This is a genomic window from Paenarthrobacter sp. NPDC056912, from assembly GCF_042786555.1.
In the GTDB taxonomy this organism is placed as follows: Bacteria; Actinomycetota; Actinomycetes; order Actinomycetales; family Micrococcaceae; genus Arthrobacter.
This window is the reverse complement of the sequence record NZ_JBHUCD010000003.1, coordinates 208828-234347: the sequence shown is the minus strand read 5'-3', so window position 1 is coordinate 234347 and position 25520 is coordinate 208828. Positions and strand designations below refer to the sequence as shown.

The window sequence follows — 25520 nt, the reverse complement described above, 5'->3', positions numbered from 1 at the left end:
TGTGCTGGCTGGTGCGTTTGTTTTTGTTACTCGCCGGGGCCGTCGCTTTTTTAAATTGTTTGCTGCTGCCGTTGAAGATAACAAACATTTTCTCACCGGGGGGCGCGGCCCAACCGGCCCGCTCCACCGTTCTTTTAACCGCAATACAATCGACTGGGACGCCCTTGGGCGCCTTGGTTTTTGCAACAGCGCTGGTAACAGCAATAGAGGAGATTCACGTGGCGAGCTTTGTAGACCGGGTAGTCCTGCACGTATCCGGCGGAACCGGCGGCCACGGCTGTGTCTCCGTGAAGAGGGAAAAGTTCAAGCCTCTCGGTGGTCCCGACGGCGGCAACGGCGGTAACGGTGGCGATGTCATCTTGCGGGTCTCCGCCCAGACCACCACGCTCCTTGATTACCACCACGCGCCCCACCGCCACGCCACCAACGGCGGCCCCGGCATGGGTGACTGGCGTGGAGGCAAGAACGGCGAAACCCTGATTCTTCCCGTGCCCGACGGCACCGTGGTCAAGACCAAGGACGGCGAAGTCCTGGCGGATCTCGTGGGTGAAGGCACCGAATTCATCGCAGCTGCGGGCGGGCAGGGTGGCCTCGGCAACTCCTCCCTGTCATCGCAGAAGAGGCGCGCACCGGGCTTTGCCCTGCTGGGCATCGAAGGCGAATCCAGCGACATCGTCCTGGAGCTGAAGTCCATTGCCGACATCGCCCTGGTGGGCTTCCCGTCAGCCGGCAAGTCCAGCTTGATCGCTGCCATGTCCGCGGCACGGCCGAAGATTGCCGATTACCCTTTCACCACCCTCATTCCCAACCTTGGCGTCGTCCAGGCCGGCGAAGTCCGGTTTACGATTGCCGATGTTCCTGGCCTGATCGAAGGCGCCAGCGAAGGAAAGGGCTTGGGGCACAACTTCCTGCGCCACGTTGAGCGCTGTGCCGCCCTCGTTCACGTCCTGGATTGCGGAACCCTTGAGGCCGACCGCGACCCCCTGTCCGATCTCGCCGTCATTGAGGCCGAGCTGGACAAGTACGCCGTGGACATGAGCTACGCCGGCGTTGACGGCGAGGTGGTTCCCCTGAATGAACGCCCCAAGCTGGTGGTTCTGAACAAGGTTGACCTGCCCGACGGCAAGGACATGGCTGAGTTCGTCCGGCCGGATCTCGAAGCCCGCGGCTACCGTGTCTTCGAAGTGTCGGCGACCAGCCATGAAGGCCTGCGCCAGCTCGGATTCGCCATGGCAGAAATCGTCAAGGCTGCACGCGACGCTGTGGCGACCGCGCCGCCCAAGGTGGCTCCGCCGGTCCTGCGCCCGCGTGCGGTCAACGAATCCGGTTTCAAGATCCGCCGTGAGGAAAAGAACCTCGAGCCGCTGTTCCGCGTCTTGGGCGAGAAGCCCGTGCGCTGGGTCAAGCAGACCGACTTCACCAACGAGGAAGCCATTGGCTACCTTGCCGACCGCCTGGCCAAGCTGGGTGTCGAGACGGAACTCTTCAAGGTTGGTGCCAAGCCGGGCGACACCGTAGTTATTGGCGAAGACGACGGCGTGGTGTTCGACTGGGAGCCCACGATGATGGCCGGTGCTGAGCTTCTTGCAACCCCCCGTGGTACCGACATCCGCGTTGCGGACATTGGAGACCGTCCCACACGATCGCAGAAGCGCGACGAACAGGTGGAACGACGCGAAGCCAAGGCAGCGGCGCGTGCGGAGCTCGAAGCCGAACGCAAGGCAGGCATCTGGACCGAATCCGTAAGTGGTCGCCGTGCCCAGGCCGTGAAGGAAAGCCACCTGGATTCCGGTGATGACGACTAGGACCATCAGTACCCCGACTTCGGGAGAAGCCCTCGACCGGCAGGCCCTGGCTACGGCCAAGCGGATTGTGGTCAAAGTGGGGTCATCCTCGCTGACCAGCATCAAGGGCGGCATCTCCGAGAAGTCCTTGGCGGCTTTGGTTGATGCACTCGCGGACAAACGCAACGCCGGTACCGAGATCATCCTGGTGTCCTCGGGCGCCATCGCGGCAGGGCTGGCGCCTTTGGGGCTTGCCAAGCGTCCCAAGGATCTGGCCACACAGCAGGCTGCGGCAAGTGTTGGTCAGGGGCTTCTCATGGCCCGCTACACGCAGGCTTTCAGCGCCCACGGCGTAACCGTCAGCCAAGTGTTGTTGACCGCCGATGACCTCATGCGCCGTACTCAGCACACCAACGCCTTCCGGGCATTGGACAGGTTGTTGAATCTCGGAGTCGTGCCTGTTGTCAATGAAAATGACACCGTGGCCACCCACGAGATCCGCTTCGGTGACAACGACCGCCTGGCGGCATTGGTGGCGCACTTGGTCCGCGCCGATGCGCTTGTGCTGCTTTCCGACGTCGACGCCCTCTATGACGGCCCGCCGTCGCAAGGTGCACAGCGTATTCCTTTGGTCCGCGGACCGCAGGATCTCGAAGACGTGACCATCGGCAAGGCAGGCAAGGCCGGGGTGGGTACCGGCGGCATGATGACCAAAGTGGAAGCGGCGTCGATCGCCGCGGGCTCGGGGATCCACGCCCTTGTCACCTCCACGGCCAACGCCGCTGCCGCCTTGGCAGGGGAGGACGTGGGAACCTGGTTCGCCGTCAACGGTGGACGCAAACCCGTCCGCCTCTTGTGGCTGGCTCACCTGGCAACGGTTCACGGTCGTTTGGTGCTCGACGACGGCGCAGTGAAAGCCGTGCGGGACAGGCATAGGTCGCTTCTTCCCGCCGGCATATCGGAGGTCACCGGAGAATTCGAGGCCGGCGATCCGGTGGAGATGGTGGCGCTCGACGGAACTGTGGTGGCTCGTGGCCTGGTCAACTACTCCTCGGAGGAGTTGCCGCGTATGTTGGGCCGGACCACGCAGGAGCTTGGCAAGGCGATGGGCCGCGGCTATGACCGCGAAGTTGTTCATGTTGACGATCTGGTACTCCTGAGGGTCTCCGGCTCATCTAAACTTGGAGAATGACTGAAGCGCTGACCCCTGAAGCCCCTGTGATTTCCGACGTTTCCGGTACTGCCGGCCAGACGCCGGAGAGCCCTGTGGCGGGCGGCGTCCCATTGTCGCCGGAGGATGTAGAAGCCGCAGTTCATGCCATTGCCGACCGTTCGCGGAAGGCTGCCCGTCGCATGGGCCAAGCGAACCGCGCATGGAAGGACCGCGCCCTGCGGGCCATAGGTGAAGCCCTTGTGGATGGCCAGAAGCATGTCTTGGCTGCCAATGCCAAGGACGTTGCTGCCGGAAAAGCCAACGGTACCTCCGCAGCGCTGCTGGATCGGCTGACCCTGACCCCTGCACGCATTGACGGACTGGTTGCGGCCTTGGAGAATCTGGCCGGGCTGCCCGATCCTGTGGGCAACGTGGTCCGTGGACAGACTCTGCCCAATGGCTTGCGCCTGCGCCAGGTCAACGTCCCCATGGGAGTAGTCGCCGCGATCTACGAAGCCCGTCCGAACGTCACGGTGGACATCGCAGGCCTGGCCCTCAAGAGCGGCAATGCCGTGATCCTGAGGGGTGGTTCTGCTGCCGCGCACACCAACGAGGCCCTGGTGCGGATCCTGCGGGAAGCCCTTGACTCAGTGGGCTTGCCCGCGGACGCCGTACAGACTGTGGACCAGTACGGGCGTGAAGGCGCCAACGTGCTGATGCGTGCCCGCGGCCGGGTGGATGTCCTTATTCCCCGAGGCGGACGCGACCTCATCCAAACAGTCGTCAGCAACTCGTCCGTGCCCGTCATTGAGACGGGCGAAGGAAACGTCCATATTTTCATCGACGAGTCCGCGAACGAAGAGATGGCCGTGGAGATCCTCCTCAACGCCAAGACCCAACGTCCCAGCGTGTGCAACACCGTAGAGACGCTCCTGGTCCATTCCGGGTCCACAGCGTTGCCCGCGGTGGCCGCTGCGCTGCGTTCCGCCGGGGTTACTCTCCACGTGGATGGGAGGATCGCCGCCGCTCTGGGCAAGGACGTGGAAACCGTACCCGCTGACGACCACGATTGGGCCACCGAATACATGGACCTGGACCTCGCTGTGGCCATGGTGGACAGCCTGGATGAAGCGGTAAAGCACATCCGGACCTGGACCACGGGGCACACGGAAGCGATCCTTACGAACAACCTGGCCAATGCAGAGAAGTTCATTGCGGAGATCGATTCAGCCGCCGTGATCGTCAATGCGTCCACCCGGTTCACTGACGGCGGCGAGCTGGGCCTGGGTGCCGAAGTCGGCATTTCCACGCAGAAGCTGCATGCGCGCGGTCCGATGGGCCTCACTGAACTGACCACCACCAAGTGGATCGTTCAAGGCGAGGGCCAGATCCGCGGCTAGCAAAGCTGTAACATAGAACAGAAGTCCGGAACGGCGGGGAGTCCCGCCGTCGAAATTCCTTTGAGAACCAACTAGGGGAGAAGATGCTGTTTCAGCAGATCGCCACGTCCATTGCCGCGCAGACAGAAGGCGGCCACGAGGAACTCGCTCCGCTGTGGGCTGAGCCGTGGGTCTTCGGCGTTTCTATGTTTGCCCTCCTGATGGTTCTCATGTTCGTGGCCCTCTCCTACACCAACCTGGGCAACCGCCATGAGGCCGTGGAAGAGCACTCGGATCCGCACCGCCAGCACCCGAACAAGCACACCCACAAGGATCACTGACATTATCGCCGCAACACCACGCGGGGAGTCGGAGCGCAGGCTTCGTCTGGGCGTGATGGGTGGAACTTTCGATCCCATCCATCACGGCCACCTTGTGGCTGCAAGTGAAGTTGCAGCCAAGTTCGGCCTCGATGAAGTGGTTTTTGTACCCACTGGACAGCCTTGGCAAAAGTCGCACAAGCTGGTCAGCAAGCCCGAGCACCGCTACCTGATGACGGTCATCGCAACGGCTTCAAACCCAAGGTTTACTGTGAGCCGCGTTGACGTAGACCGTCCGGGTCCTACGTTCACCATCGACACCTTGCGGGACCTGCGGGCCGAGCGGCCCGACGCCGACTTGTTCTTTATCACCGGTGCAGATGCCTTGGCGCAGATCTTGTCCTGGAAGGACGTGGACGAGCTGTGGTCCTTGGCCCACTTTGTCGGCGTCACCCGCCCCGGGCACGAACTGCATGACATGGGCCGGGATGACGTCAGCTTGCTGGAGGTTCCCGCGATGGCGATTTCCTCCACTGACTGCCGGACCCGTGTCGGCGCCGGCAATCCCGTTTGGTACCTCGTGCCGGACGGGGTGGTGCAGTACATCGCAAAATACGGACTGTACGCCGCGCGCCCAGAGCCGGGGGAGCTGTCACCCGTATTGTCCGGATCAGACGACCAAGCACGTACTGAATGAGTTTTGAATGAGCAGCCAGGAACAGCGACCCATCCGCAGCAGGCGTGAGCTTCGCCGCGCCCGGGAAGAGCAACCGGAAGTGCAGGTGGATGCCACTGCGCCCCCTGAAGCTGACCTTGACGACGAACGGACCAGCGGCCGTAATCGTCGCGCCACCGATGCTCCGGTCGATGCCGTAGCTTCTGCGGCCCACGAGCGGTCTTCCCAGGTTCGTGCCCGTGACCGGGCCGCTCTTCGGACCATCAAGGAACTGGCCGACAAGGAAGAGCAGCTGTCCGGAGGTGGACCGCCCACCCGTCGCCAGCTTCGTCTCCAGCAACTCCAGGCTGAAGTGGCCACTTCGGCAAACCCGATCGTTCCCCTGCCGTCTCCCTCCTCCGGCGAAACCACCGGGTCCAAGCCGCCCGGGAACGCCAAAGGCACTTCGCCGGAAAAGGCCGCGGCTGCGCCTGCCTCGACGACGGCAGCGAAAGAGGGCGTCGCGGATGGAAAGAAGTCTTCGGCAGAGTCGGATATGTCCGTGGAGCAAGCGCTTGCGGTGCGAGAGCTGATTGCGGCCCAGGTCCAGAACCAGACAGCCAAACTGGAACACATCGCCGAGCAGGATCCGCTCGCTGTCGATCCGGAAGTTCTCGCACAGCAGATCGCTCTCGCAGAGCGGGCAGCAGTGTTGAACAAGCGGGCCGCGGCCAAACAGAAGCTGGCTGAACAGAACCAGGCGGAACAAAGCAAGGCGGATCCAGCCAAGACGCCGGCGGCTACCGGCAGCCTTTCCGCCGCGGGTCCGTCCACGGCCAACAACCTCGCCATGGTGACTCCCTTGGAGTTCGTCAAGGTCCCGGGCGTTGATCGTCCCGTCATGAAGCGTCCCAGTACCACTTTTGTGCCGTTGGTTACGTCTTCGGGGCCGAAGCTCGACGCCGAACCGGCACCTGCCAAGGAGCGCAGCCCGCGTGGCCGCTCAGGTGTCCTCGCGCGGGCTGAGGCTGTTGCAAGAACGGCTCGCAAACGACCCGTTTCCGTCGCCGAGCCCGGCGAAGAAGCACAGCGCCCTCCAGTTTCGGCCAGAGCGGCCTACGGCCTCGACCCTCTGGACGCAAATACGGCCGGCCTGGCCAGAGCCCAGCGCAACAGGCTGCTGCAGTTCGGCGTCCTTACCTTGGGCATTGTGGCGCTCATCGTCGGCATCATCATGATCACCAGCGGCTAGATCCGCTCAACAACGGCTTACGCCATTCATAGGCCTTTGGCCACAACAAGGAGTCCCCGTGTCTGCACATGAACAGTCCATCACCCTCGCCCGTCACGCCGCGCGTGCAGCGGCCGAAAAACTCGCCGAGGACATCGTCGCGCTCGATGTCAGTGAGCGCCTGGCTCTCACCGACGTCTTCCTGATTGCTTCCGCTCCCACCGAGCGCCAGGTCAACGCGATCGTTGACGGCATCGAAGAAGAATTGTTGAAGCAGGATCTTCGCCCCGTGCGCCGTGAAGGCCGCTCGGAAGGCCGCTGGGTTTTGCTGGACTACGCGGACATCGTGATCCACGTCCAGCATGCCGAGGACCGGGTCTTCTACGCCCTTGAGCGCCTGTGGAAGGACTGCCCTGTGGTGGACCTTGAGCTGGGAGACGACCCCTCTGCCAAGGCTGTTGCGGCGGAAGAATCGGAGCAGTAGGAACAGCGATCTACTGAATATGCCCGATTTGGAATTTTCCGAATTGCTGTTCTAAGATATTTGAGTTGCTTCGGCGCGTTCAGCTGAGATGCTGAACGTGAAGCGGCAAGAATATGGGGCTGTGGCGCAGCTGGTAGCGCACCTGCATGGCATGCAGGGGGTCAGGGGTTCGAGTCCCCTCAGCTCCACCATTGAGGCCCTGCTTTCATCGTGAATTAGGACGAAGAAGGCAGAGCCTCTTTTTGTTTGCCTTCATGAGCTGGACGCTGTTCTTGGAGCCGGTGTCTGGACTGAAATGCCGGGAAGTATTGCAGGCAGCATGAAATCCCACATCTGTTCGATCCTGAGAAGTACGTCCTCGCGGCTGGTCAGAACGTTGGAGACCATCTGGACTCCAGTGAAGGAAGCGACCAAGTAGCGGGCGAAGGCAGCTGGGTCCACGGTGGATTTCACTGCGCCATGCGCCTGCGCTTCACCAAGGAGTCCCTCCACCGTACCGATCCAGTCCTCATAGGGACCCGAGACGTCAGCGTCGAAGGCCGATGCTTCAAAGGTGAGGCGGATGCCTCCTTGGACGATCGGCTCTTGGATTAATTGCCGGCCGAACATCCTGCAAAGACCGATGATCTTCTCCAGGGCAGGAGCGTCGGAGCCCCCGATTTCCGCGCCGGCCGCCAGGACCAGCGCGTGCTGTTCCGCGATCACGGCCAGGGCCAGGTCCCGCTTGGAGGTGAAATGGAAGTAGAGGGCCCCTTTTGTCACGCCTGCGCGGCGGGTGATGTCCGTCAGGCTGGCATTACCGTAGCCAAGTTCCGCGAAGACAAGGGCGGCGCCTTCAATGACGGACAGGCGTGTGTCTTGCGCGCGTTGCTGCATAGGTGGCAGGGAACCTCTCAGATGATGCACGGGAGTACTGGAACGGGCCTTCCGTTGAGACCACACCACGCTATCATCGACGCCCTGCCGTCCCTGGGAGACAAAACCGACTGGACGGTTTTGTTTACGGCCCCTCGGATTCTAGACTTCAGGTGGGGCCGCATCGTTCTTCGTTTGCGGGTCCCATGCAGCAGTCGTTTGGGGGGAGGTGCGGTGGAGAGATCCAGCGCACCTCGGCTGCATGGTGAATTTCCTGCACGCTCATCACGAACTCAAATACTGTGACCGGCTTCACTCTGCTGCGATTTCTCTTCTTGGGGGATTGTGGTTACTATTGACGAGTTGCTTCGGCGGGAAGGGAAATCCTTCCGGGTGAAATCAACAAATCCGGGGCTGTGGCGCAGCTGGTAGCGCACCTGCATGGCATGCAGGGGGTCAGGGGTTCGAGTCCCCTCAGCTCCACTTCGGAAAAAGACCCCGCTCGTTTGAGCGGGGTCTTTTGTTTGTCATTGGTTGGATTTCGCCAGGCTATGACTACTACTCGGGAGGGCGCGCGTATTCGGCGCCGCTGACGAACTCGACGCCTTGGAAGGGTTCATCGCCCACTACCCGGGCGTTGTGTCCGGGCGGAATGGTGTAGGAATCGCCGGCTGAAATACTGATCCGCCCGCCGTCGTTGGTTTCCACCTCCAAGGCACCGGAGACGCAAAACCCGACGTGGCTCAACTGGCAGGAGTCTGTACCGACTACCGGTTTGATGCAGTCGGCCCAGGTCCAGCCTGGTTCAAAGGTCATCCGGCCGATTGTGTAGTCTCCTACGGTGACGAGGTCCAGCACGGTCTTGTCCGGACGCCGCGTTTCGTCGGGGGAGTTGTGGGACTTTACTTCAAGGTTCGTGACAACATTGACACTCATGGCTTCTCGCAGTGGATGGGAGCCGACGTTGATGAGTGGTCCCGGTGCCTGGCTCCAAGGGTCTGCCGAGACCAGTGCCTGCCAGCGCAAGGGTCGGGCTCGCCAACCAACGCGATAGCAGCGGACTGCGTGGTGCAAGCTCTACGTTCCTCCCAAGCCGCCTTGAAGTCGAGACATCCAAGCAAGGAAAGCGAGAACAGCATCGTGACGGCAGTGGATCTTGAAGCGTTGTTCAGTGAGTTGAGCCGCTTGCCGGACGTAGAAGCGGACAACCTGCAGGCATACGACGCCACTGACCGGATCGTGCTGGAGACGGCCGCGGACATCATTCACCCGGACACGAAGGTGGCCGTCATCGGTGACCGTTACGGCGCGTTGACGTTGGGCGCGCTGGCGGGGCTCGGCGTCGGGCACGTCCGCGTTCACCAAGACCTCTACACCGGAAGGCTCGCGCTGCAGCGCAATGCCGGGACGGTTGGCCTGCAGGGCAGGTACGACGCTCATGAACTTGACCGGGGCTTGCTGGAGGGTGCCGGGTTGGTGCTCATGCAGTTGCCCAAGTCGTTGGCGGAGTTGGAGGAAACGGCCGACGCCGTGGCCCGCTTTGCTGCCCCGGATGCGGTCCTGCTCGCCGGTGGTCGCGTCAAGCACATGTCCCTGGGCATGAACGCTGTGTTGGAACGCCACTTCGCATCAGTCCAACCGCAGCTCGCCCGGCAGAAATCCCGTGTCCTCTTGGCCCGGGGCCCCCAACCGTCTCCGCTGGCAGCGCCGTACCCCGTGGTGGAACCCTTGCCGGAGTTGGGAATCACGGTTTGCGCCCACGGAGCCGCCTTCTCTGGTGCGCGTCTTGATATCGGGACCCGGTACTTGTTGTCGTTCCTTGACCGCATGCCGGAAGCTCGCCTGGCGGTGGACCTGGGGTGCGGAACGGGAATCCTCGCCACCATGTACGCGCGCCGTCACCAAAATGCGCGCGTCATCGCAACCGACCAGTCCGCGGCCGCTGTGGCATCGGCCAAGGGCACTGCACTTGCAAACGGCCTGGGGGAGCGGATCGAGGTGGTTCACGATGACGCGTTGTCGACGCTTGACCCGGGCAGCGCTGACGTCATCCTGCTCAACCCGCCCTTCCACCTTGGCGCCAGCGTGCATGCTGGCGCGGCGTTGAAGATGTTCCAGGCCGCTGCGAGGGTCCTGGCCCCGGGCGGGCAGCTGTGGACGGTTTACAACAGCCATCTGCAGTACAGGGCTTCGCTGGAACGACTCATCGGACCCACAGTAGAAGAAGGCCGGAACCCGAAGTTCACGGTGACGCGCAGTGTAAAGGCCTGATGCCGCGTCATCAAAAGCGCGGCGGGAATTGCCTTCGCATACAATTCAGTGTCATCGTTACCAAGCCCTGACTCCGGTGCGTGCGTGTGCTCGTATCCGTGGTGGCGGGGGTGTCGTACGATTCAGACAAAGACTAAATTCGATGAAGTTTTCCCAATGACGAGGGGCATCAGTGACTGAGATCCGGCAGCCGACACCGAGGCGCGGAACGAATCTGCCCCGCATGGGCGACTTCAATCTGACTGTCATTCTGGAGGCGATCCGTCGGTCGTCGGGCGGGCTCAGCCGCGTCGAATTGGCACAGATTGTTGGACTCTCGCCGCAGACTATTTCCAACATCTCCCGGCGCCTCCTGGATCAACGGCTGATCGTCGAAGCCGGCAAGGAAGGTTCGGGTCCCGGCAAACCCAGAACCATCCTGCGCCTCAACCCTGCGGGTATGTATGCGGTGGGCGTGCACCTGGACCCGGCCGTCATCACATTTGTGGTCCTTGACCTGTTGGGGGACGTCGTCAGGCATTCCCGGATGGCAACTCCCGGTGGCGACCCATCCGGAGTGATCACCAGTATTGCCGAGCAGATCAAGGTTCTCATTGAAGAATCGGGCATTGACGCCTCCAAGATTGCCGGACTGGGCGTGGCTGTCCCCGGCCCGATCGACCTCGACGAAGGTTCCGTGGTGGAACCGCCGCTGCTGACGCGATGGAACCGGGTGCGAATCCGTGAGGCATTGACTGAGGCCACCGGGTTGGAGACGTTGGTGGACAAGGACGTCACCAGTGCTGCTGTAGCCGAGACCTGGGCTGGCGGCGCCAGCGGCGCCGGGAGCTTTGTTTTCATGTACATGGGAACGGGTATTGGCTGCGGCATTGTGCTCAACGACGAAGTTGTACGCGGCACGTCCGGCAATGCGGGCGAAATCGGACACATCATTGTCGATCCTGAAGGTCCCCCGTGTGATTGCGGGCTCCGCGGCTGCGTGAAGTCCTCCTGCATTCCGCAGGTCTTGGTCGCTGAAGCGGAGGCGGCCGGTGTGCTGGATGGGCACCGGGAAGGTGCGGACGGCCCCGAAGTCCAAGAACGTTACGCCGAATTGTGCGACAAAGCCGACGCCGGCGACGAGAAGGCCCTTGCCATCCTGGACAAGTCGGCCACGCTCGTGGCGCGTGCAGTGTCCGTGGTGACCAACACCCTTGACGTGGAGCGCGTGGTATTCGGCGGTCCCTTCTGGGGTCGGATGTCACCATATTTCCTGGATCGGGTTCCCGCGCTGCTGGATAGGAACAGTGCTGCCCGCATGATCCATGGCTTGGAGGTGGTGGGCACGGGTGTTGGCGAGGACGTCGGAGCCATAGGTGCGGCCTGCCTCGTCCTGGAGCACATGCTGGCCCCACGCGCCCAACGGCTCCTGCTGGAGGGTTAGCAGTAGCCTCGATTGACTGAACGGAGCATCATGCGCCTCCCGGTAAAAGTTGCCATGGCGGCTGTTGCCGCAGCCGTCCTCGTGACGGCGACTTCGTGCTCATCGACGCCCCAGGCGGCGGAGAACAAGACCCTGAAAATCGTCTACCAGAAAACCGACTCCTTCACCGCGCTCGATGCCGTGATGCAGGACGCCAAGAAGGAATTCGAGGCTGCCAACTCAGGCGTGACGGTGGATCTGCAGTCCATTCAAGCCAACGACGACGATTACGGAACCAAACTCGCGCTCGCGCAGCGTTCTCCGGACACTGCTCCGGACGTTTTCTACGAGGACACCTTCAAGGTGCGTTCCGACGTCGACGCCGGGTACCTCCTGAGGCTCGATGGCTACCTCGAAAAGTGGGATGACTGGTCCACGTTCAACGAGGCAGCGAAAGCAGCTGGACGCGCGGATGACGGCGGCATCTACGCAGTGCCGTTGGGAACTGACACCCGCGCCATCTGGTACAACAAGACTGTCCTGCAGAAAGCCGGCATTGCTGTGCCATGGCGGCCAAAGACGTGGGAAGACATCCTGTCAACGGCCCGTACCATCAAGGCTTCGGACCCCAACGTGATCCCCTTCAACATGTATGCAGGCAAGGGCACGGGGGAGGGCACCGTGATGCAGAGCTTCTATGAGCTCCTTTACGGCACTGACAGCACGCTGTACGACGAAAACGAGAAGAAATGGGTAGTTGGCTCCCTCGGATTCACTGATTCGTTGGCGTTCCTGAAGACCCTCTACGACGAAAAGCTGGCCGTCAGCCCGGCTGAAGCCCTGGACGCGAACGTCTGGAAGAAAGTTTTCGGCGAATGGTTCCCGCAAGGAAAGCTGGCAGCCACTGTGGAAGGTTCCTACACGCCGTCGTTCTGGCAAAAAGGCGGAGCGTACGAATGGGCCGGGTACCAGCAGGACATGGGGGTTGCCATGTTCCCCACCCAAAAAGGGCAAGACCCGGGCGGGGTGAGCATGTCCGGCGGTTGGACCCTGGCGGTAGGGGCGAAGAGCAAGAACCCTGAGCTGGCTTTCCAGTTCCTGGCCACTGCGCTGAACAAGAAGAATGCGTTGGCGTTCGACGTCGACAACTCGCAGATCGCCGTCCGCACAGACGTCGCCTCCGAGCCGGCCTATCTAGCGGCCAACCCGTTCGTGAAAGACGTCTCCGAACTGGTCAAGGTGACCCATTACAGGCCGGCCACTGCAGACTACCCGAGGATTTCCACCGCGGTCCAAGTAGCCACGGAATCCGTGATCACAGGCAAACAGAGCCCTGAGGATGCCGCTGCGGAGTACGACGCCACCGTCCGCAAGCTTGTGGGTGAGGACAGGGTCCTGGAGAAATGACGGTCCGCCGCTTCCTGCGGCTCCTCCCGGTTGTCCCGTCCGTTCTGCTGCTCCTGTTGTTCCTGCTGGCACCTGTCGCATGGTCCTTTTACGCGTCACTAACGGATGCTGCATTGTCCGGGCGGGCCGCAAGGGACCCGCAGTGGGTGGGAGCGGACAACTACATCCGGATGTTCAGCGATGACTCGTTCCCGCTGGCCGCCTGGCTGACAGTGGTGTTCGTCGCGGCTTCGGCGGTGCTGGGCCAGAATGTCCTGGGCTTGTTAATTGCGTTGCTGATGACGCGCTCGCGCAGGGCGGTGTCCTCCTGGGTGGGTACGGCGGTGGTTGCTGCGTGGGTACTCCCGGAGATCGTCGCTGCGTTCGCCGCTTACGCCTTCTTCAACCGGGATGGAACGCTGAACCAGATGACGGCCGTTTTCGGCGGCCAAGGCCCGGATTGGCTGTACTCGTTCCCCCTTGTGGCGATCATCCTTGCAAATACTTGGCGCGGAACTGCCTTCTCCATGCTGGTGTACCGGGCAGCGCTGGCGGACGTTCCCCGGGATATCGCAGAAGCTGCGCTCATGGATGGTGCGCGCGGTTTGCAGCGGCTGGTCTTCATCACACTTCCGCTGATCCGCTCCAGCATTGCCACGAACTTGATGCTGATTACTCTCCAAACCCTGGCGGTCTTCACGCTGATCTGGGTGATGACGGCCGGCGGCCCTGCCAATGCGAGCACCACTTTGCCGGTACTGGCGTACCAGGAGGCGTTCAAGTTCGGTGACATTGGTTATGGAACCGCTGTGGCCTCGGTGCTGATTGTCTTGGGCCTGGTATTCGGTGCGGTCTACGTCCGGCTCCTGCGGGAACAACGGCCATGACCACCAACCGACTGCGAGCGCCGGCCAGGACGCGAACGACGACGACGGGCGGCAGCTCACGCGCGCGGGCCAGACTGGGTTCGGACATAGCCTTGGCCGTGATCGGGTTGTGCTTTGTGGCGCCGTTATTGTGGTTGCTGCTGGCCGCCGTCGATCCTCACGCCGGTTACCAGACCAAGGTGCCGTCCGCGCCGTCGATGGATAATTTCCGTGCGGTGATGACGCCGGAGTTGCTGTTCCAGCCTTTGGCCAACAGTTTCCTGCTGTCTGCGGGCACGGCTGTGGTGAATCTTCTGGCTGCCGTGCTGGCGGCATATCCGTTGTCCCGGTACCAGTCCCGGTTCAACAAGCCGTTCATGTATACGGTGCTGTTCGGGACTTCCCTGCCGGTAACAGCCATCATGGTGCCCGTCTATGGCTTGTTCGTCCAGCTTCAACTGCTGGATTCCATGGTTGCGACTGTCTTCTTCATGGCGACCACCACGTTGCCCATGGCGATCTGGATGACCAAGAACTTCATGGATTCCGTCCCCCTGGAATTGGAGGAAGCCGCGTGGATGGACGGGGCTTCGAGCATGACGGCGTTGCGGACCATCGTGTTGCCGCTCATGGGGCAAGGACTCGGTGTTGTGTTGATCTTCGTGTTCATTCAGGCCTGGGGGAACTTCTTCGTCCCGTTCATCCTGCTGCTGTCCACAGGCAAGCAGCCGGCAGCGGTGTCCATCTTCAGTTTCTTCGGCCAGCACGGCGCTATTGCGTACGGAGAGCTGGCTGCGTTTTCCATTCTCTATTCGGTCCCCGTGCTGGTGCTCTACGCGCTGGTGTCCCGGGGCATGGGGAACTCGTTCGCCCTCTCCGGCGCCATGAAGGGCTAGTCGATGTCCTCGACGATTTCGCCGTAAGGTATTGAGTCGTCCAGATGGGCCTGATGGCCGGTTGGACCCCTGTTGAAGGTGATCCGGACGCCGTGCCGTTGGTCCGCCGCGGACTGCAGGAGGACGGGCCGTATGGCGTCGATGACGTGCTGGTCCTGGGATGCCAGGTAGTTCTGATAGGCGGCTGGTAGCTGATGCATGGCAAAAGGATAGACCCCAGGAGTCCGCATGGGGAGGGGTACCCATTGCGGGCCCGACCAGGGAGGGCTTGGATAGAGTGGCCGATGCAGGCGGAAGCGCGGGACGCCGAATGCCTGCCGCGGGATGTGAACACAAGCGAGGGGACCACGAGTGCAACAGACCACTGCCACGGCCGGTATCGATGCACCGGACATGGCCCGCGCCCAGCAACTCGTGGGCAGCATTGCCCGCAGCTTTGAGAACAAGGTGGTGGGCCAGGAACGGCTTCGGGAGACCTTGTTGATCGGGCTGCTCACTGGCGGCCATGTTCTCCTGGAAAGCGTTCCGGGACTGGCCAAGACCACCGCGGCCCAAGCAATCGCCGAATCAGTCAGCGCCGAATTCAGGCGCATCCAATGCACGCCGGACCTGCTGCCCAGCGATATCGCGGGCACCCAGATCTTTGATGCCGCAAAAGGCACGTTTGTCACGCAACTAGGTCCCGTCCACGCCAACATCGTCCTGCTCGACGAGATCAACCGCTCCAGCGCCAAAACGCAGAGCGCCATGCTTGAAGCGATGCAGGAGCGGCAGACGTCAATCGGCGGAGAGTCTTATCCTTTGCCGGAACCCTTCCTGGTGCTGGCCACCCAGAACCCCATTGAGCAGGAGGGCACCTACCGCCTGCCCGAAGCCCAGATGGACCGCTTCATGCTCAAGGACGTGCTGGATTATCCAAGCCCGGCTGAGGAAGCTGAAGTCATCCGGCGGATCGACGCCGGTGTGTTCACCGCGGCGCAGAAGCCGGCCGCTGCCGCATCCCTGGACGCCGTTGTCCAGGTACAGGAACTCGTGCGACGTGTCTACATCGACCCCGCCATTGTGAGGTACATCGTTGGCCTCGCGTACGTCACCCGCAACACCTCCCAGTATCTTGAGCCCCACTTGGCCAACCTCGTCGAGTTCGGTGCCAGTCCCCGTGCCAGCATCGCCTTCAGCCAGGCCGCAAGGGCGCTCGCCTTGCTCAAGGGCAGGGATCACGTTATTCCCGAGGACGTCAAGAACCTCGCACACCGCATCCTTCGCCACCGCATCATCCTGGGTTTCGACGCCGTGGTTGAGGGCATTGCGGTTGAAACTGTCATCGACGCCGTGCTGGCGTCCGTCCAGACGCCGTAGCGGGCGAGCAGGTGCCAAGCCTCCTCCGACGCGTCAAGTCGAAGATCTTCATCTTCGCCCACCGCAGGACACTCGCCCTGCTCGACGGCGAATACGGCTCCGTCTTCAAGGGCCGGAGCTTGGATTTCGATGAACTCCGTACCTACGTTCCCGGTGACGAAGTACGGGACATCGACTGGAAAGCCACAGCCCGGCACGGATCACCGCTGGTCAAGCGCTACGTAGCGGTCCGCCGCCAATCCGTCCTTCTCCTGGTGGATACGGGCCGGAACATGGCGGCCCGGTCATTGTCCGGGGAAGCCAAGAAAGACATCGCCGTGCACGCGGCCGGAGTCCTGGGGTATCTCGCGTGCCGGCATGGGGACGACGTCGGCTTGGTTCATGGGAACTCCGCCGTTTCGAAGTACCTGCCACCGCGCAGCGGCGAGGAACATCTGGAACGGCTCCTCCGGGAGGTGGATTCGGGCGTTTCCCGTGATGGCCAGCCCAGCGACATCGCAAAGCAGCTCGACTACGTCCTCAGGTACCTGAAGGGGCGCCTGCTCATTGTTGTCTTGGCAGACGAATTCGTGCCCGACTCCACGACGGAAAGCCTGATGCGTCGCCTGCATGCCCGGCACGAAGTCCTGTGGCTCACCATCAGGGACGCCGAACTCGCTCCGCAGACAGGGAACCAGGTGCCCGACAGCACTGACGTGGGGAACGGGCTTGCGATTCCCGGACCGCTGGCCATGGACAGCAAGGTCCGTGCTGCTTACGCCACCGCAATGCTCGAACGCGGAAAACAACGCACGGCCGTCTTCCGGCGGCTGGGAATTGCCGAGGAACAAACCGCTGGCAGCGACGACGTACCGGGCGCTGTGTTCAGCCTCCTCGAAAGGCACCGCTCAGGAGCCACCACCGCACGGAGCGCGGGCAAGGCAGGCAACCGTGCACGATGACGCCGGCTTCTACGCCCCGCTCCAGTACCAGCCGCACTGGCTATGGATTGGACTGCTCCTGGTGCTGCTCGTGGCTTCCTGGTACATGTGGATACTCTGGCCCGCACGGAGGAAGGCAAACATTAGCCGGCCTGGAACTCTTCCCGATGTGGAAATGCTCCGCGCTACATGCCTCACAGCCCTGGACGCCACAGCGTCAGACGCCGACGCCGGACGCATACCAGAGCGCGCCGCCCACCAAAGGCTCAGCTACCTTGTACGGGAATTCGCCGGGGCAGCCACAGGACTGCCGGTCACGTCCATGACACTGGAGGAGTTGCACGGCCACGGCCTCGAAGAACTGGCCGCAGGAATTGCCGGGATATATCCGAACGAATTCGCCCCTATACCCGTCCACTCAGTGAGGCACTCCTTGGACGCCGCACGTCAGGCGGTCCTGGCGTGGAACTGACCTACTGGTGGATCCTTCCCCTGGCCGCAGCGGCCGCGGCCATCGCCGCCTGGCTCTACCGCCGACGTCGTCCGCAACCGTCCCGGCCCATCGCCCACGGTGAACGGCTGAGCGGCCTGCCCGAGTACCAGCACGCCCTGCGCCGACACCGGATGCGGTTGGCTCTCGCCGTGGTGCTGGGCGCAGTGTTCCTGGCTGCCACCGCCACGGCGGCTGCCAGGCCCGTACAACGCACTACTGAGCAGCCGGAAATCCGGAACAGGGACATTGTCCTGTGCCTGGACGTGTCCGGGTCCATGACCAGTACTGACGCCGCCATCGCCTCCGTATTCCAGAAACTCGCCCAGGAGTTCGATGGGGAAAGGATCGGCATGGTCATCTTCGACAGCAGCAGCGTGCAGCTCTTGCCCCTGACGGATGACTACGACTACGCCGCCGAACAACTCACCCAAGCCAAGGAAGCCCTGGACAGCGGAGCCGGATCCTTCTTCGACGGCACGTGGAACGGTGAAGGATCGTCCCTTATCGGCGACGGCCTGGCCTCCTGCGTACAAAGCTTCCCCACCACCGAGAACGGCCCGCAGGACCAGCCACGCTCGAGGTCGGTGGTGCTGGCCACGGACAACTTCCTCTCCGGCGATCCGATCTTCACCTTGGATGAGGCCAGCGCCTTGGCCCAGCGCAAGAACATCAAAGTCCATGCCATCAACCCCGGGGACTTCGACTACGGAGACCAAACGGAGCAACCCGGCGCCCGGCTCAAAGCAGCAGCCGAGCAAACCGGGGGCTCGTATTTCACCCTGGACAGCCCCGAAGCCGTACCGGGCATCGTCCAGAAGGTTCAGGAAACAGAGACAGGCAGCTACCTGGCAGCTCCGCAAGTCCTGGCGGCTGATGCGCCTGCATGGCCACTGGGCATCGCGCTGCTCGCGGGCATGGGGATGCTGTTCCTTGGATGGCGGCTCGAATCGTGACCAATGACGCGCTGACCTTCGCCCCGATCCTTCCGTGGCCCATCCTGGCAGCAACGTGCCTGGCGGTTGCGGCCTTCACCGTCATGTCCATCGCGCGCGCCGGCCGTACCGGGCAAAGCCGACTCCAGCGGCCGGTTCGCGCCCCGGCTCTCCGGGGTGCCGCCGTCGTACTTCTCGTTCTCGCCGCACTGCGTCCTGGCTGGTCCGCAGGGCAAGCGCAAACGGCCGCAGCGGACATGGACGTGTTCTTCGTCGTGGACACCAGCACCAGCATGGCCGCTGAAGACTACGGCGACGCCCGCCCCCGGCTGGCAGGGGTCACTAAGGACGTGATGACAATCGCCGAGGAACTGGCTGGCGCCAAGTTCTCCATTATCACCTTCGACAGCAAAGCCACCGTCCGCATGCCTCTGACACAGGACGCCACCGCGTTGCGCACCGCCATGGCCACGCTGCAAGCCCAAAATGCCCGATACGCCCAAGGGAGCAGCGTCACCGGAGCCAGGCAGCTGTTGAAGGAACGGCTCGCTGTCGCCAAAGATCAACACCCGGGACGCCCCGCACTGGTCTTTTACGCAGGCGACGGTGAAAACACCAGCGCAGAGCCGCCAGCATCACTGGACAACGCCAACATAGCCGGCGGAGCCGTGCTGGGGTACGGAACGGACCAAGGCGGCCGCATGAAGGACGCATCGACAACGGACGCACGATACGTGCAGGACGAAAGCACGGGCGAAGCCCAGGACGCGGTATCGAGAATCGACGAACAGCAACTTCGCAGCATCGCCGGTCAACTGAACATCCCCTACACCCACCGGACAGGCAGCGAACCCGCGTCAGCGATGCTCGCCAAAGCACAACCCGGGGCTCTGACCAGCTCCGCAACGGATGCACCGGGCCGCCAGGAACTGTACTGGCTGCTGGCGCTCGCAGCGTTCCTCCTCGCCGTGCAGGAACCCCTCCGGCATCTCACTGCCCTCCGGCGCCTGCGGGGATCCAGCAGAAAGGCACCTGCAGCATGAACGCACGACGTCGGCGCCGCCTTGCGCTGTTGTCCGCACCGCCAGCGCTCGTGGCGCTCGCAGTGGCGGCGAAGCTGGTGAGCGTGGGGTTCCTGGGCAACTATGCGGCGGATTCCTTTGGCCAGGATCAGCACGACGATGTGGCGCAGGCCGCCGAATGGCTCAGCGTGGCCAATGTTCCGGAACCCCACAAGGCGCTGTTCGCTGCCGGAGACGGGCACGTCTTGGCCGGTGACTTCGCAGCCGCGCGCAGTGACTTCGCAGCCGCACTGATGGCCGGAGCCGGCCAGGACGAATGCAAGGTCCGTATCAATCTGCTGCTGAGCATCGAAAAGCTGGGAGACGCGGCGGTCACGGCGGGTAACCAGGCAGCAGCCGCCAGGTTCTTCCAGGAAGCGCTGGGTGTCTCCGAGGCGTCACCGCCACAATGCCACGAACCGGGGTCGTGGAACGCGGCAGGGGAGGGCGACCGCCTGGAGGCCGCGGTGAGCCGGCTCAAAGGCAAAATGGCGGCAGAAGCCGAGGGAAGCGGTTCCAGTGAACAGCCCACACAGGAACCCTCGCCAGCCCCCCAGCAAGAGCAGCTTGAACAACTTGACGAAAGAGCCCGGCAAGCCCTCCGCGAGCGGTCCGAAGGGCACGACCGGGGGGAGTACCTTCGTGGCCCGGACAAGGCCCCCGGTGTCGATAGGCCCTGGTGAACGTTTCGACGAACAAAGTTCACAGATCCACTGACATGGATCGCAAAATTGCGTCCTGACTCGACGGCCGAGATCAAGCGCGTTGTGGACCTTCAGGAAGAACCGGGTTACGAAGGCGGGCCGGGCCCCCAAAAAGTTTGCCGGCCCCCCCGGTGAGGGAACAGGGGGGGGAATAACACAGAAAAAAAAAAAAAAACCCCCCCCCCCCAAAAAAAAAAAACAATATAACAAAACCCAAGTACTTTCAACCAAATAGTCGCCCCCCCCCCCGCGGCCCCACACCCGGGGTTTTGCCCACTTCCCTAACCCCGGGGCTCCCGCGGCGGCCGTACACCATAAACCGGCCCCCCCCCGCCGTCGTTCGCTTAACGGTGCTGCTATTCCCAGAGAATCTCGTCATCCACCACGCCGTCCTCATCTGCGGCGACGACCAGCAATTCGTCCGTGAAGTGCGAGCCGAGGGTGAAGTCCAGAACGAAGTAGCGTTCCGGTTGCCCGGGGTAGATAGCGACGTGGCCGAGTTTAAGGGCTTTCAAGAAGACGTCGTTGGTGAGTTGGCCTTTGTCCCTGACGCCGAAGACCGATTCGAGCTGCTCTTCCTTGAGCTGCGAGCAGTGGAAATGCAGGAACTGCTGGGGGTTGGTCCCGTCCTGGTCCAGTTCTTCGGCGATCATCTCCCGCACCTGGTCCACGAGTTCAGGCAGGAAGCGCAGGCGGTAGTCCACCTTGTGCATGGCGGCCTCGTCGAAGTGATCCTGCGCGGTGACATTGAGGTCCAGCTCCAGTTGGTTGCCGCCGAGTTCGTGTTTAGCGACGAAGCAATGTTCCCGCCCGTGGTTGAGCTCGATCTCCCCAAAATGTTTGCTCGCTACCTTGCCCATGTGATCAATCTAACCCCATCAACGAGCGGGTTCCAGCACTTGGGGATATTTCACCGTCGCCGCTGGGTGCCCTTGACAGGCGCTGTTTTGAGGGGGTGAAGGCCGCTCTTTCCGGACGCGTCCCGGAGGGTGTCTGCGAGCATCTGGGTGAACAGCTGGACTTGCGCCGTGCGCTTTTCGTTGATGAGCAATGCGAACACGTTGCGCGCCAGCCGGATGTCGGGGACATCAAGGACAACGACGCCGGGTGGCCGGTTCCGGAGCGCCAGTTCCGGCACCAGCGAGGCGCCAAGGCCAGCGGCGGTCATTTCCAGGCTCGCGTGGAAGTCGTCGCTGTACGCCACCACCCGGGGGTGCAGGTTGCAACTGGCGAACAGGCGCTCGATGACCAGTGCGTCGCTAGTGCCCGGGTGGTGAACGATCCACGGCATGTCCGAAAGGTGCGCTGCCTCGATCTCCGCGTCCTCGCGGATCTTCCATGAGGCCGGTAAGACCACCCTGAAGTCGTCGTCGCCGATCCACTGCCGGTCCAGGGAGTGCGGCCATGCCAGGCCGGATTGGCCCACTTGGTAGACGAGGGCAACATCGAGCTCGCCACCGCTGCGCAGGCCCTGGATGGTCTGGGCCGGCTCTGCCACCGAAACCCGCAATTCGATCCCAAGCCCGTTCCACCGTTCATTGCGCAGAATGTCCGGCAGTATGTAGGTGGCCAGGCTGGGGAAGATGCCAAGCCGCAGTTCCTGGGCGGGGGAGTCGTTGGTCCGTGAAGCAGCTGCCATCAGGGCTTCGACGTCGGTCAGTACCTTGGAGGCGTGCCGCGTCATGGTCACAGCGGCTTCCGTCGGAACAACGCTGCGGGCGGAGCGTTGGAAAAGTTCGACGCCGGTATCGCGTTCCAGGGCGGCCATCTGTTGGGAAACTGCCGACGCCGTGTAGCCGAGCTGGGTGGCGGCTGCGGCAAAAGAACCCAGCCTGGTGACTTCAAGTAGCGTCCGAAGATGGAGAAGGTTGACCATCAGCTGTCCTTTTGCTCGATTCTGCCCGCATTCGCGGGGGATTGCGCCGTGAAGAAGCGTCTAGGACACGTTACTCCGGCTGCGACCACCAGCACATCTGGGTGTTCGCCACGCCACACTTTCCAAAGTGTCACGACACGCCGTTACCCCGCGACACGCAGGAGATTAAATGTGGCTAAGTAGTCCACAGGGTGTGGATTTCGTCTCTCACTTCGGCGGAATTCCGGACATTTTGAGGACCGTCGCCTGTGGACGAGCAGTGGATTGAATGACATACTTGTAATACATCATCTTGGGGTTCCGGCGAGGCGCTTGCACTACATGTAGTATCGATTTACGGATTGAGCGGGAAACCAGCACAAGACCACATCAGAGCGTGTTGGCTGTCACGGCAGCCCGCGGGCCGGTATCGGATTCAGTATTTAGTTCCGGTTGAGCCCGCCAGATACGAAGAGCGACAGACTTCAACTAAGGGGACAGGGATCATGACCGTAACGGTTTACACGAAGCCGGCCTGTGTTCAGTGCAACGCAACCTACCGGGCACTCGACAAGAAGGGCATTGCCTACCAGAGTGTCGACATCTCCCAGGACGCCGAGGCCCTCGAGCGCCTCAAGGCACTGGGCTACATGCAGGCTCCGGTTGTCGTGACCGAGCAGGACCACTGGTCCGGATTCCGCCCGGACAAGATCGAGGAACTGGCCCAGGCTGTTTCCTCCGTGGCCTAAGTTTCTTTCCAAACTTCGCCACCGCAGCACACAAAGAATTCCTATGTAGTTGAGGTGACTCCCATGGCACCGCCGGCAGCGGCAACCGTACGCGATGCGACGGAAGTTGTCACCACGAGGAGTCACCTCATCTACTTTTCCTCGACATCCGAGAACACCAAGCGCTTTGTCCAGAAGTTGGGCGTGGATGCAGCACGCATCCCGCTTTACGCCCACAACGCACCGCTTTTGGCCCTTGAACCCTACGTCCTTGTCCTGCCCACTTATGGCGGAACGAACGGCGAAGGTTCGGTGCCGAAACAGGTCATCAAGTTTCTGAACAACCCTGGGAACAGGGAGCTGATACGCGGTGTTATCGGAGCTGGGAACACCAACTTCTCGGACAACTATTGCGCAGCCGGAGACATCATCTCCGTCAAGTGCAAAGTGCCGCATCTTTACAAATTTGAACTCATGGGGACGCCAGAAGACGTCCAAAGAGTCAACGAAGGGCTGGAAAAGTTTTGGACACAACTGTCGCAGAAACAGAAGTAACCGGGGGCGCTGTGGACACGGCCAAGAAGCCACTGCCCGAGGCCTACAAGGGCCTGGGCTATCACGAGCTCAACGCCATGCTGAACCTGTACGGCCCGAACGGTGAAATCCAGTTCGAAGCCGACCGCGAAGCTGCGCACCAGTACTTCCTGCAGCACGTGAACAACAACACCGTTTTCTTCCATGACCTGGAGGAAAAGCTCGACTACCTGGTGAAGAACCAGTACTACGAGCGTGAAACGCTCGACCAGTACACCATGAACTTCATCCGCGATCTCTTCAACCGCGCGTACAAGAAGAAGTTCCGCTTCGAGACCTTCCTGGGCGCCTTCAAGTTCTACACCTCTTACACGCTGAAGACGTTCGACGGCAAGCGTTTCCTGGAGCGCTACGAGGACCGTGTGTGCATGGTTGCCCTGCACCTGGCCCGCGGCAACGAAGACCTGGCCAACCGCCTCGTCGACGAAATCATCGATGGCCGCTTCCAGCCGGCTACCCCCACGTTCCTCAATGCCGGCAAGGCGCAGCGCGGCGAGCTCGTCTCCTGCTTCCTGCTCCGCATCGAGGACAACATGGAGTCGATTGCACGCGCCATCAACTCCGCGCTCCAGCTGTCCAAGCGTGGCGGCGGTGTAGCGCTTTCGCTCACCAACATCCGCGAGCACGGCGCTCCGATCAAGCAGATCGAAAACCAGTCCTCCGGCGTCATCCCCGTGATGAAGCTCCTCGAGGACAGCTTCTCCTACGCCAACCAGCTCGGTGCCCGCCAGGGTGCAGGTGCTGTGTACCTGCACGCCCACCACCCGGACATCCACCGCTTCCTGGACACCAAGCGTGAAAACGCCGACGAGAAGATCCGCATCAAGACGCTCTCCCTGGGCGTCGTGGTTCCGGACATCACGTTCGAGCTCGCCAAGAAGAACGAGGACATGTACCTCTTCTCCCCGTACGACGTCGAGCGCGTATACGGCGTCCCGTTCTCCGATATTTCGGTGACCGAGAAGTACTACGAGATGGTTGACGATTCCCGGATCAAGAAAACCAAGATCAGCGCCCGCGAGTTCTTCCAGACCCTCGCGGAGATCCAGTTCGAGTCCGGTTACCCATACATCATGTTCGAGGACACCGTGAACCGGGCCAACCCGATCGACGGCAAGATCACCATGAGCAACCTGTGCTCGGAGATCCTGCAGGTTTCCTCGCCGTCCATCTACGCTGAGGACCTCAGCTACGAGACCGTGGGCAAGGACATCTCCTGCAACCTCGGTTCGATGAACATCGCCAAGACCATGGATTCGCCGGACTTCGGTCTCTCCATCGAGACGTCCATCCGTGCCCTGAGCGCTGTTTCGGACATGTCCTACATCAACTCGGTGCCGTCGATCGCCCAGGGCAACGCCCAGAGCCATGCGATTGGCCTCGGCCAGATGAACCTGCACGGCTACCTTGCCCGTGAGCACGTCCACTACGGTTCCGAAGAGGGCCTGGACTTCACCAACATCTACTTCTACACGGTGCTGTTCCACGCCCTCCGCGCCTCGAACAGGCTCTCCATCGAGACCGGCCAGAAGTTCGGCGGCTTCGAGAAGTCCACCTACGCCAGCGGCGAGTTCTTCGATAAGTACACGGAGCAGGAATGGACTCCTGAGACGGAACGCGTCCGCGAGCTGTTTGCCGGCCACCACATCCCCACGCAGGATGACTGGCGCGAGCTCAAGGCCTCGGTCATGGAGCACGGTATCTACAACCAGAACCTGCAGGCCGTGCCGCCCACCGGTTCCATCAGCTACATCAACAACTCCACGTCGTCGATCCACCCGGTGGCCGCCAAGATCGAAATCCGCAAGGAAGGCAAGATCGGCCGCGTCTACTACCCGGCACCGTACCTGACCAACGACAACCTGGAGTACTACCAGGATGCCTACGAAATCGGCTACGAAAAGATCATCGACACCTACGCCGCTGCCACGCAGCACGTGGACCAGGGCCTGTCCCTGACGCTGTTCTTCAAGGACACGGCCACCACGCGTGACATCAACAAGGCGCAGATCTACGCATGGCGCAAGGGCATCAAGACCCTCTACTACATCCGTCTCCGCCAGCTCGCGCTGGAAGGGACCGAGGTTGAGGGCTGCGTCAGCTGCATGCTGTAACAAACCGCGCTCATAACTGAAGAGTACGACGGCGGGCCACCACCCGCCGTCGTACGCTTACCTTAAGAACCCACCGCT

General features: G+C 62.1%; 26 protein-coding genes and 2 tRNA genes. 23 read left to right on the top strand and 5 right to left on the bottom strand.

Features of this window, described 5'->3' with window-relative positions:
- The first annotated feature begins 218 nt into the window (after positions 1 to 218).
- From obgE to ACFRJ9_RS05080, 8 genes are all read left to right on the top strand, one after another.
- On the top strand, positions 219 to 1805 hold the full coding sequence (gene obgE / locus ACFRJ9_RS05115) for a GTPase ObgE (RefSeq protein WP_377665100.1): 1587 nt from the start codon (positions 219 to 221) through the stop codon (positions 1803 to 1805).
- Positions 1795 to 2976 carry a glutamate 5-kinase gene (gene proB / locus ACFRJ9_RS05110; protein WP_377665098.1) on the top strand — a complete coding sequence of 394 codons (1182 nt, stop codon included), beginning with the start codon at positions 1795 to 1797 and terminating at the stop codon, positions 2974 to 2976. The genes obgE and proB overlap by 11 nt, the downstream gene beginning before the upstream one ends.
- The gene (locus ACFRJ9_RS05105) at positions 2973 to 4337 is read left to right on the top strand and encodes a glutamate-5-semialdehyde dehydrogenase (RefSeq protein WP_377665096.1); all 1365 of its coding nucleotides are present in this window, start codon (positions 2973 to 2975) and stop codon (positions 4335 to 4337) included. The genes proB and ACFRJ9_RS05105 overlap by 4 nt, the downstream gene beginning before the upstream one ends.
- An 83-nt stretch (positions 4338 to 4420) precedes the next feature.
- Positions 4421 to 4657 (top strand): hypothetical protein, encoded by a 237-nt coding sequence (locus ACFRJ9_RS05100; RefSeq protein ID WP_377665094.1) that lies wholly within the window; start codon positions 4421 to 4423, stop codon positions 4655 to 4657.
- The gene (nadD, locus tag ACFRJ9_RS05095; protein ID WP_377665092.1) at positions 4587 to 5333 is read left to right on the top strand and encodes a nicotinate-nucleotide adenylyltransferase; all 747 of its coding nucleotides are present in this window, start codon (positions 4587 to 4589) and stop codon (positions 5331 to 5333) included. Before ACFRJ9_RS05100 ends, nadD begins: the two co-directional genes overlap by 71 nt.
- A gap of 7 nt (positions 5334 to 5340) precedes the next feature.
- A complete protein-coding gene (locus tag ACFRJ9_RS05090; protein WP_377665090.1) occupies positions 5341 to 6543 on the top strand; it encodes a hypothetical protein in 1203 nt (400 codons plus the stop codon).
- 58 nt (positions 6544 to 6601) lie between these two features.
- Positions 6602 to 7006: a ribosome silencing factor gene (rsfS, locus tag ACFRJ9_RS05085; RefSeq protein ID WP_377665088.1), complete on the top strand. Its 405-nt coding sequence runs from the start codon at positions 6602 to 6604 to the stop codon at positions 7004 to 7006.
- Between the two features lie 115 nt (positions 7007 to 7121).
- A tRNA-Ala gene (locus ACFRJ9_RS05080) sits at positions 7122 to 7197 on the top strand.
- A gap of 61 nt (positions 7198 to 7258) precedes the next feature.
- Here the strand turns inward: ACFRJ9_RS05080 and ACFRJ9_RS05075 are convergent.
- Complete coding sequence (locus ACFRJ9_RS05075; protein WP_377665086.1) at positions 7259 to 7882, bottom strand: ScbR family autoregulator-binding transcription factor; 624 nt, start codon at positions 7880 to 7882, stop codon at positions 7259 to 7261.
- Between the two features lie 389 nt (positions 7883 to 8271).
- On the opposite strand from ACFRJ9_RS05075, the gene ACFRJ9_RS05070 reads away from it, so the two are divergent.
- Positions 8272 to 8344, top strand: a tRNA-Ala gene (locus ACFRJ9_RS05070).
- 75 nt (positions 8345 to 8419) lie between these two features.
- Here ACFRJ9_RS05070 and ACFRJ9_RS05065 read toward each other — a convergent pair.
- On the bottom strand, positions 8420 to 8797 hold the full coding sequence (locus ACFRJ9_RS05065) for a cupin domain-containing protein (RefSeq protein WP_377665084.1): 378 nt from the start codon (positions 8795 to 8797) through the stop codon (positions 8420 to 8422).
- Positions 8798 to 9001: 204 nt separating this feature from the next.
- Here ACFRJ9_RS05065 and ACFRJ9_RS05060 point away from each other — a divergent pair, with 204 nt between their 5' ends.
- The 5 genes from ACFRJ9_RS05060 (at position 9002) to ACFRJ9_RS05040 (ending at position 14682) form a co-directional block, all read left to right on the top strand.
- Positions 9002 to 10132 carry a class I SAM-dependent methyltransferase gene (locus ACFRJ9_RS05060; protein ID WP_377665244.1) on the top strand — a complete coding sequence of 377 codons (1131 nt, stop codon included), beginning with the start codon at positions 9002 to 9004 and terminating at the stop codon, positions 10130 to 10132.
- Between the two features lie 172 nt (positions 10133 to 10304).
- Positions 10305 to 11555, top strand: a complete 1251-nt coding sequence (locus ACFRJ9_RS05055) for an ROK family protein (RefSeq protein ID WP_377665082.1) — start codon at positions 10305 to 10307, stop codon at positions 11553 to 11555.
- Positions 11556 to 11585: 30 nt separating this feature from the next.
- Positions 11586 to 12941 (top strand): extracellular solute-binding protein, encoded by a 1356-nt coding sequence (locus tag ACFRJ9_RS05050; RefSeq protein ID WP_377665242.1) that lies wholly within the window; start codon positions 11586 to 11588, stop codon positions 12939 to 12941.
- Entirely contained in the window at positions 12938 to 13807 is an 870-nt protein-coding gene (locus ACFRJ9_RS05045) for a carbohydrate ABC transporter permease (protein ID WP_377665080.1), read from the top strand. Before ACFRJ9_RS05050 ends, ACFRJ9_RS05045 begins: the two co-directional genes overlap by 4 nt.
- Positions 13804 to 14682 (top strand): carbohydrate ABC transporter permease, encoded by an 879-nt coding sequence (locus tag ACFRJ9_RS05040; protein ID WP_377665078.1) that lies wholly within the window; start codon positions 13804 to 13806, stop codon positions 14680 to 14682. The genes ACFRJ9_RS05045 and ACFRJ9_RS05040 overlap by 4 nt, the downstream gene beginning before the upstream one ends.
- Here ACFRJ9_RS05040 and ACFRJ9_RS05035 read toward each other — a convergent pair.
- Entirely contained in the window at positions 14679 to 14882 is a 204-nt protein-coding gene (locus ACFRJ9_RS05035) for a hypothetical protein (protein ID WP_377665076.1), read from the bottom strand. The two genes, ACFRJ9_RS05040 and ACFRJ9_RS05035, sit on opposite strands and share 4 nt — an antisense overlap.
- Before the next feature lie 151 nt (positions 14883 to 15033).
- Between ACFRJ9_RS05035 and ACFRJ9_RS05030 the strand changes: the two genes are divergently transcribed.
- From ACFRJ9_RS05030 to ACFRJ9_RS05005, 6 genes are read left to right on the top strand one after another with little or no spacing between them, the layout of a single operon-like run.
- Positions 15034 to 16041, top strand: coding sequence for an AAA family ATPase (locus tag ACFRJ9_RS05030; protein ID WP_377665074.1), 1008 nt, complete (start codon positions 15034 to 15036; stop codon positions 16039 to 16041).
- Positions 16042 to 16052: 11 nt separating this feature from the next.
- Positions 16053 to 16982: a DUF58 domain-containing protein gene (locus ACFRJ9_RS05025; RefSeq protein ID WP_377665072.1), complete on the top strand. Its 930-nt coding sequence runs from the start codon at positions 16053 to 16055 to the stop codon at positions 16980 to 16982.
- Entirely contained in the window at positions 16972 to 17433 is a 462-nt protein-coding gene (locus ACFRJ9_RS05020) for a hypothetical protein (RefSeq protein WP_377665070.1), read from the top strand. The genes ACFRJ9_RS05025 and ACFRJ9_RS05020 overlap by 11 nt, the downstream gene beginning before the upstream one ends.
- Positions 17424 to 18407, top strand: coding sequence for a VWA domain-containing protein (locus tag ACFRJ9_RS05015; RefSeq protein WP_377665068.1), 984 nt, complete (start codon positions 17424 to 17426; stop codon positions 18405 to 18407). Before ACFRJ9_RS05020 ends, ACFRJ9_RS05015 begins: the two co-directional genes overlap by 10 nt.
- Entirely contained in the window at positions 18404 to 19429 is a 1026-nt protein-coding gene (locus tag ACFRJ9_RS05010) for a VWA domain-containing protein (RefSeq protein ID WP_377665066.1), read from the top strand. The genes ACFRJ9_RS05015 and ACFRJ9_RS05010 overlap by 4 nt, the downstream gene beginning before the upstream one ends.
- On the top strand, positions 19426 to 20130 hold the full coding sequence (locus tag ACFRJ9_RS05005; RefSeq protein ID WP_377665064.1) for a hypothetical protein: 705 nt from the start codon (positions 19426 to 19428) through the stop codon (positions 20128 to 20130). Before ACFRJ9_RS05010 ends, ACFRJ9_RS05005 begins: the two co-directional genes overlap by 4 nt.
- Before the next feature lie 377 nt (positions 20131 to 20507).
- Here the strand turns inward: ACFRJ9_RS05005 and ACFRJ9_RS05000 are convergent, their stop codons facing one another.
- Positions 20508 to 21011 (bottom strand): DUF2004 domain-containing protein, encoded by a 504-nt coding sequence (locus ACFRJ9_RS05000; protein ID WP_377665061.1) that lies wholly within the window; start codon positions 21009 to 21011, stop codon positions 20508 to 20510.
- Positions 21012 to 21061: 50 nt separating this feature from the next.
- On the bottom strand, positions 21062 to 22027 hold the full coding sequence (locus tag ACFRJ9_RS04995; RefSeq protein ID WP_377665059.1) for a LysR family transcriptional regulator: 966 nt from the start codon (positions 22025 to 22027) through the stop codon (positions 21062 to 21064).
- 485 nt (positions 22028 to 22512) lie between these two features.
- On the opposite strand from ACFRJ9_RS04995, the gene nrdH reads away from it, so the two are divergent.
- The 3 genes from nrdH (at position 22513) to nrdE (ending at position 25442) form a co-directional block, all read left to right on the top strand.
- On the top strand, positions 22513 to 22755 hold the full coding sequence (gene nrdH / locus ACFRJ9_RS04990) for a glutaredoxin-like protein NrdH (RefSeq protein WP_011775022.1): 243 nt from the start codon (positions 22513 to 22515) through the stop codon (positions 22753 to 22755).
- Positions 22756 to 22818: 63 nt separating this feature from the next.
- Complete coding sequence (nrdI, locus tag ACFRJ9_RS04985; RefSeq protein WP_377665057.1) at positions 22819 to 23289, top strand: class Ib ribonucleoside-diphosphate reductase assembly flavoprotein NrdI; 471 nt, start codon at positions 22819 to 22821, stop codon at positions 23287 to 23289.
- Between the two features lie 11 nt (positions 23290 to 23300).
- On the top strand, positions 23301 to 25442 hold the full coding sequence (gene nrdE / locus ACFRJ9_RS04980) for a class 1b ribonucleoside-diphosphate reductase subunit alpha (protein WP_377665240.1): 2142 nt from the start codon (positions 23301 to 23303) through the stop codon (positions 25440 to 25442).
- Positions 25443 to 25520 lie beyond the last annotated feature (78 nt).

Coding starts and splice junctions, on each gene's coding strand:
- ACFRJ9_RS05105 (WP_377665096.1), top strand. CDS start 2,973: ATGACTGAAGCGCTGACCCCTGAAGCCCCTGTGATTTCCGACGTTTCC.
- ACFRJ9_RS04995 (WP_377665059.1), bottom strand. CDS start 22,027: ATGGTCAACCTTCTCCATCTTCGGACGCTACTTGAAGTCACCAGGCTG.
- ACFRJ9_RS05000 (WP_377665061.1), bottom strand. CDS start 21,011: ATGGGCAAGGTAGCGAGCAAACATTTTGGGGAGATCGAGCTCAACCAC.
- nrdH (WP_011775022.1), top strand. CDS start 22,513: ATGACCGTAACGGTTTACACGAAGCCGGCCTGTGTTCAGTGCAACGCA.
- ACFRJ9_RS05035 (WP_377665076.1), bottom strand. CDS start 14,882: ATGCATCAGCTACCAGCCGCCTATCAGAACTACCTGGCATCCCAGGAC.
- ACFRJ9_RS05075 (WP_377665086.1), bottom strand. CDS start 7,882: ATGCAGCAACGCGCGCAAGACACACGCCTGTCCGTCATTGAAGGCGCC.
- proB (WP_377665098.1), top strand. CDS start 1,795: ATGACGACTAGGACCATCAGTACCCCGACTTCGGGAGAAGCCCTCGAC.
- ACFRJ9_RS05045 (WP_377665080.1), top strand. CDS start 12,938: ATGACGGTCCGCCGCTTCCTGCGGCTCCTCCCGGTTGTCCCGTCCGTT.
- ACFRJ9_RS05040 (WP_377665078.1), top strand. CDS start 13,804: ATGACCACCAACCGACTGCGAGCGCCGGCCAGGACGCGAACGACGACG.
- nadD (WP_377665092.1), top strand. CDS start 4,587: ATGAGGCCGTGGAAGAGCACTCGGATCCGCACCGCCAGCACCCGAACA.
- ACFRJ9_RS05090 (WP_377665090.1), top strand. CDS start 5,341: ATGAGCAGCCAGGAACAGCGACCCATCCGCAGCAGGCGTGAGCTTCGC.
- ACFRJ9_RS05005 (WP_377665064.1), top strand. CDS start 19,426: ATGAACGCACGACGTCGGCGCCGCCTTGCGCTGTTGTCCGCACCGCCA.
- ACFRJ9_RS05050 (WP_377665242.1), top strand. CDS start 11,586: ATGCGCCTCCCGGTAAAAGTTGCCATGGCGGCTGTTGCCGCAGCCGTC.
- ACFRJ9_RS05065 (WP_377665084.1), bottom strand. CDS start 8,797: ATGAGTGTCAATGTTGTCACGAACCTTGAAGTAAAGTCCCACAACTCC.
- nrdI (WP_377665057.1), top strand. CDS start 22,819: ATGGCACCGCCGGCAGCGGCAACCGTACGCGATGCGACGGAAGTTGTC.
- ACFRJ9_RS05100 (WP_377665094.1), top strand. CDS start 4,421: ATGCTGTTTCAGCAGATCGCCACGTCCATTGCCGCGCAGACAGAAGGC.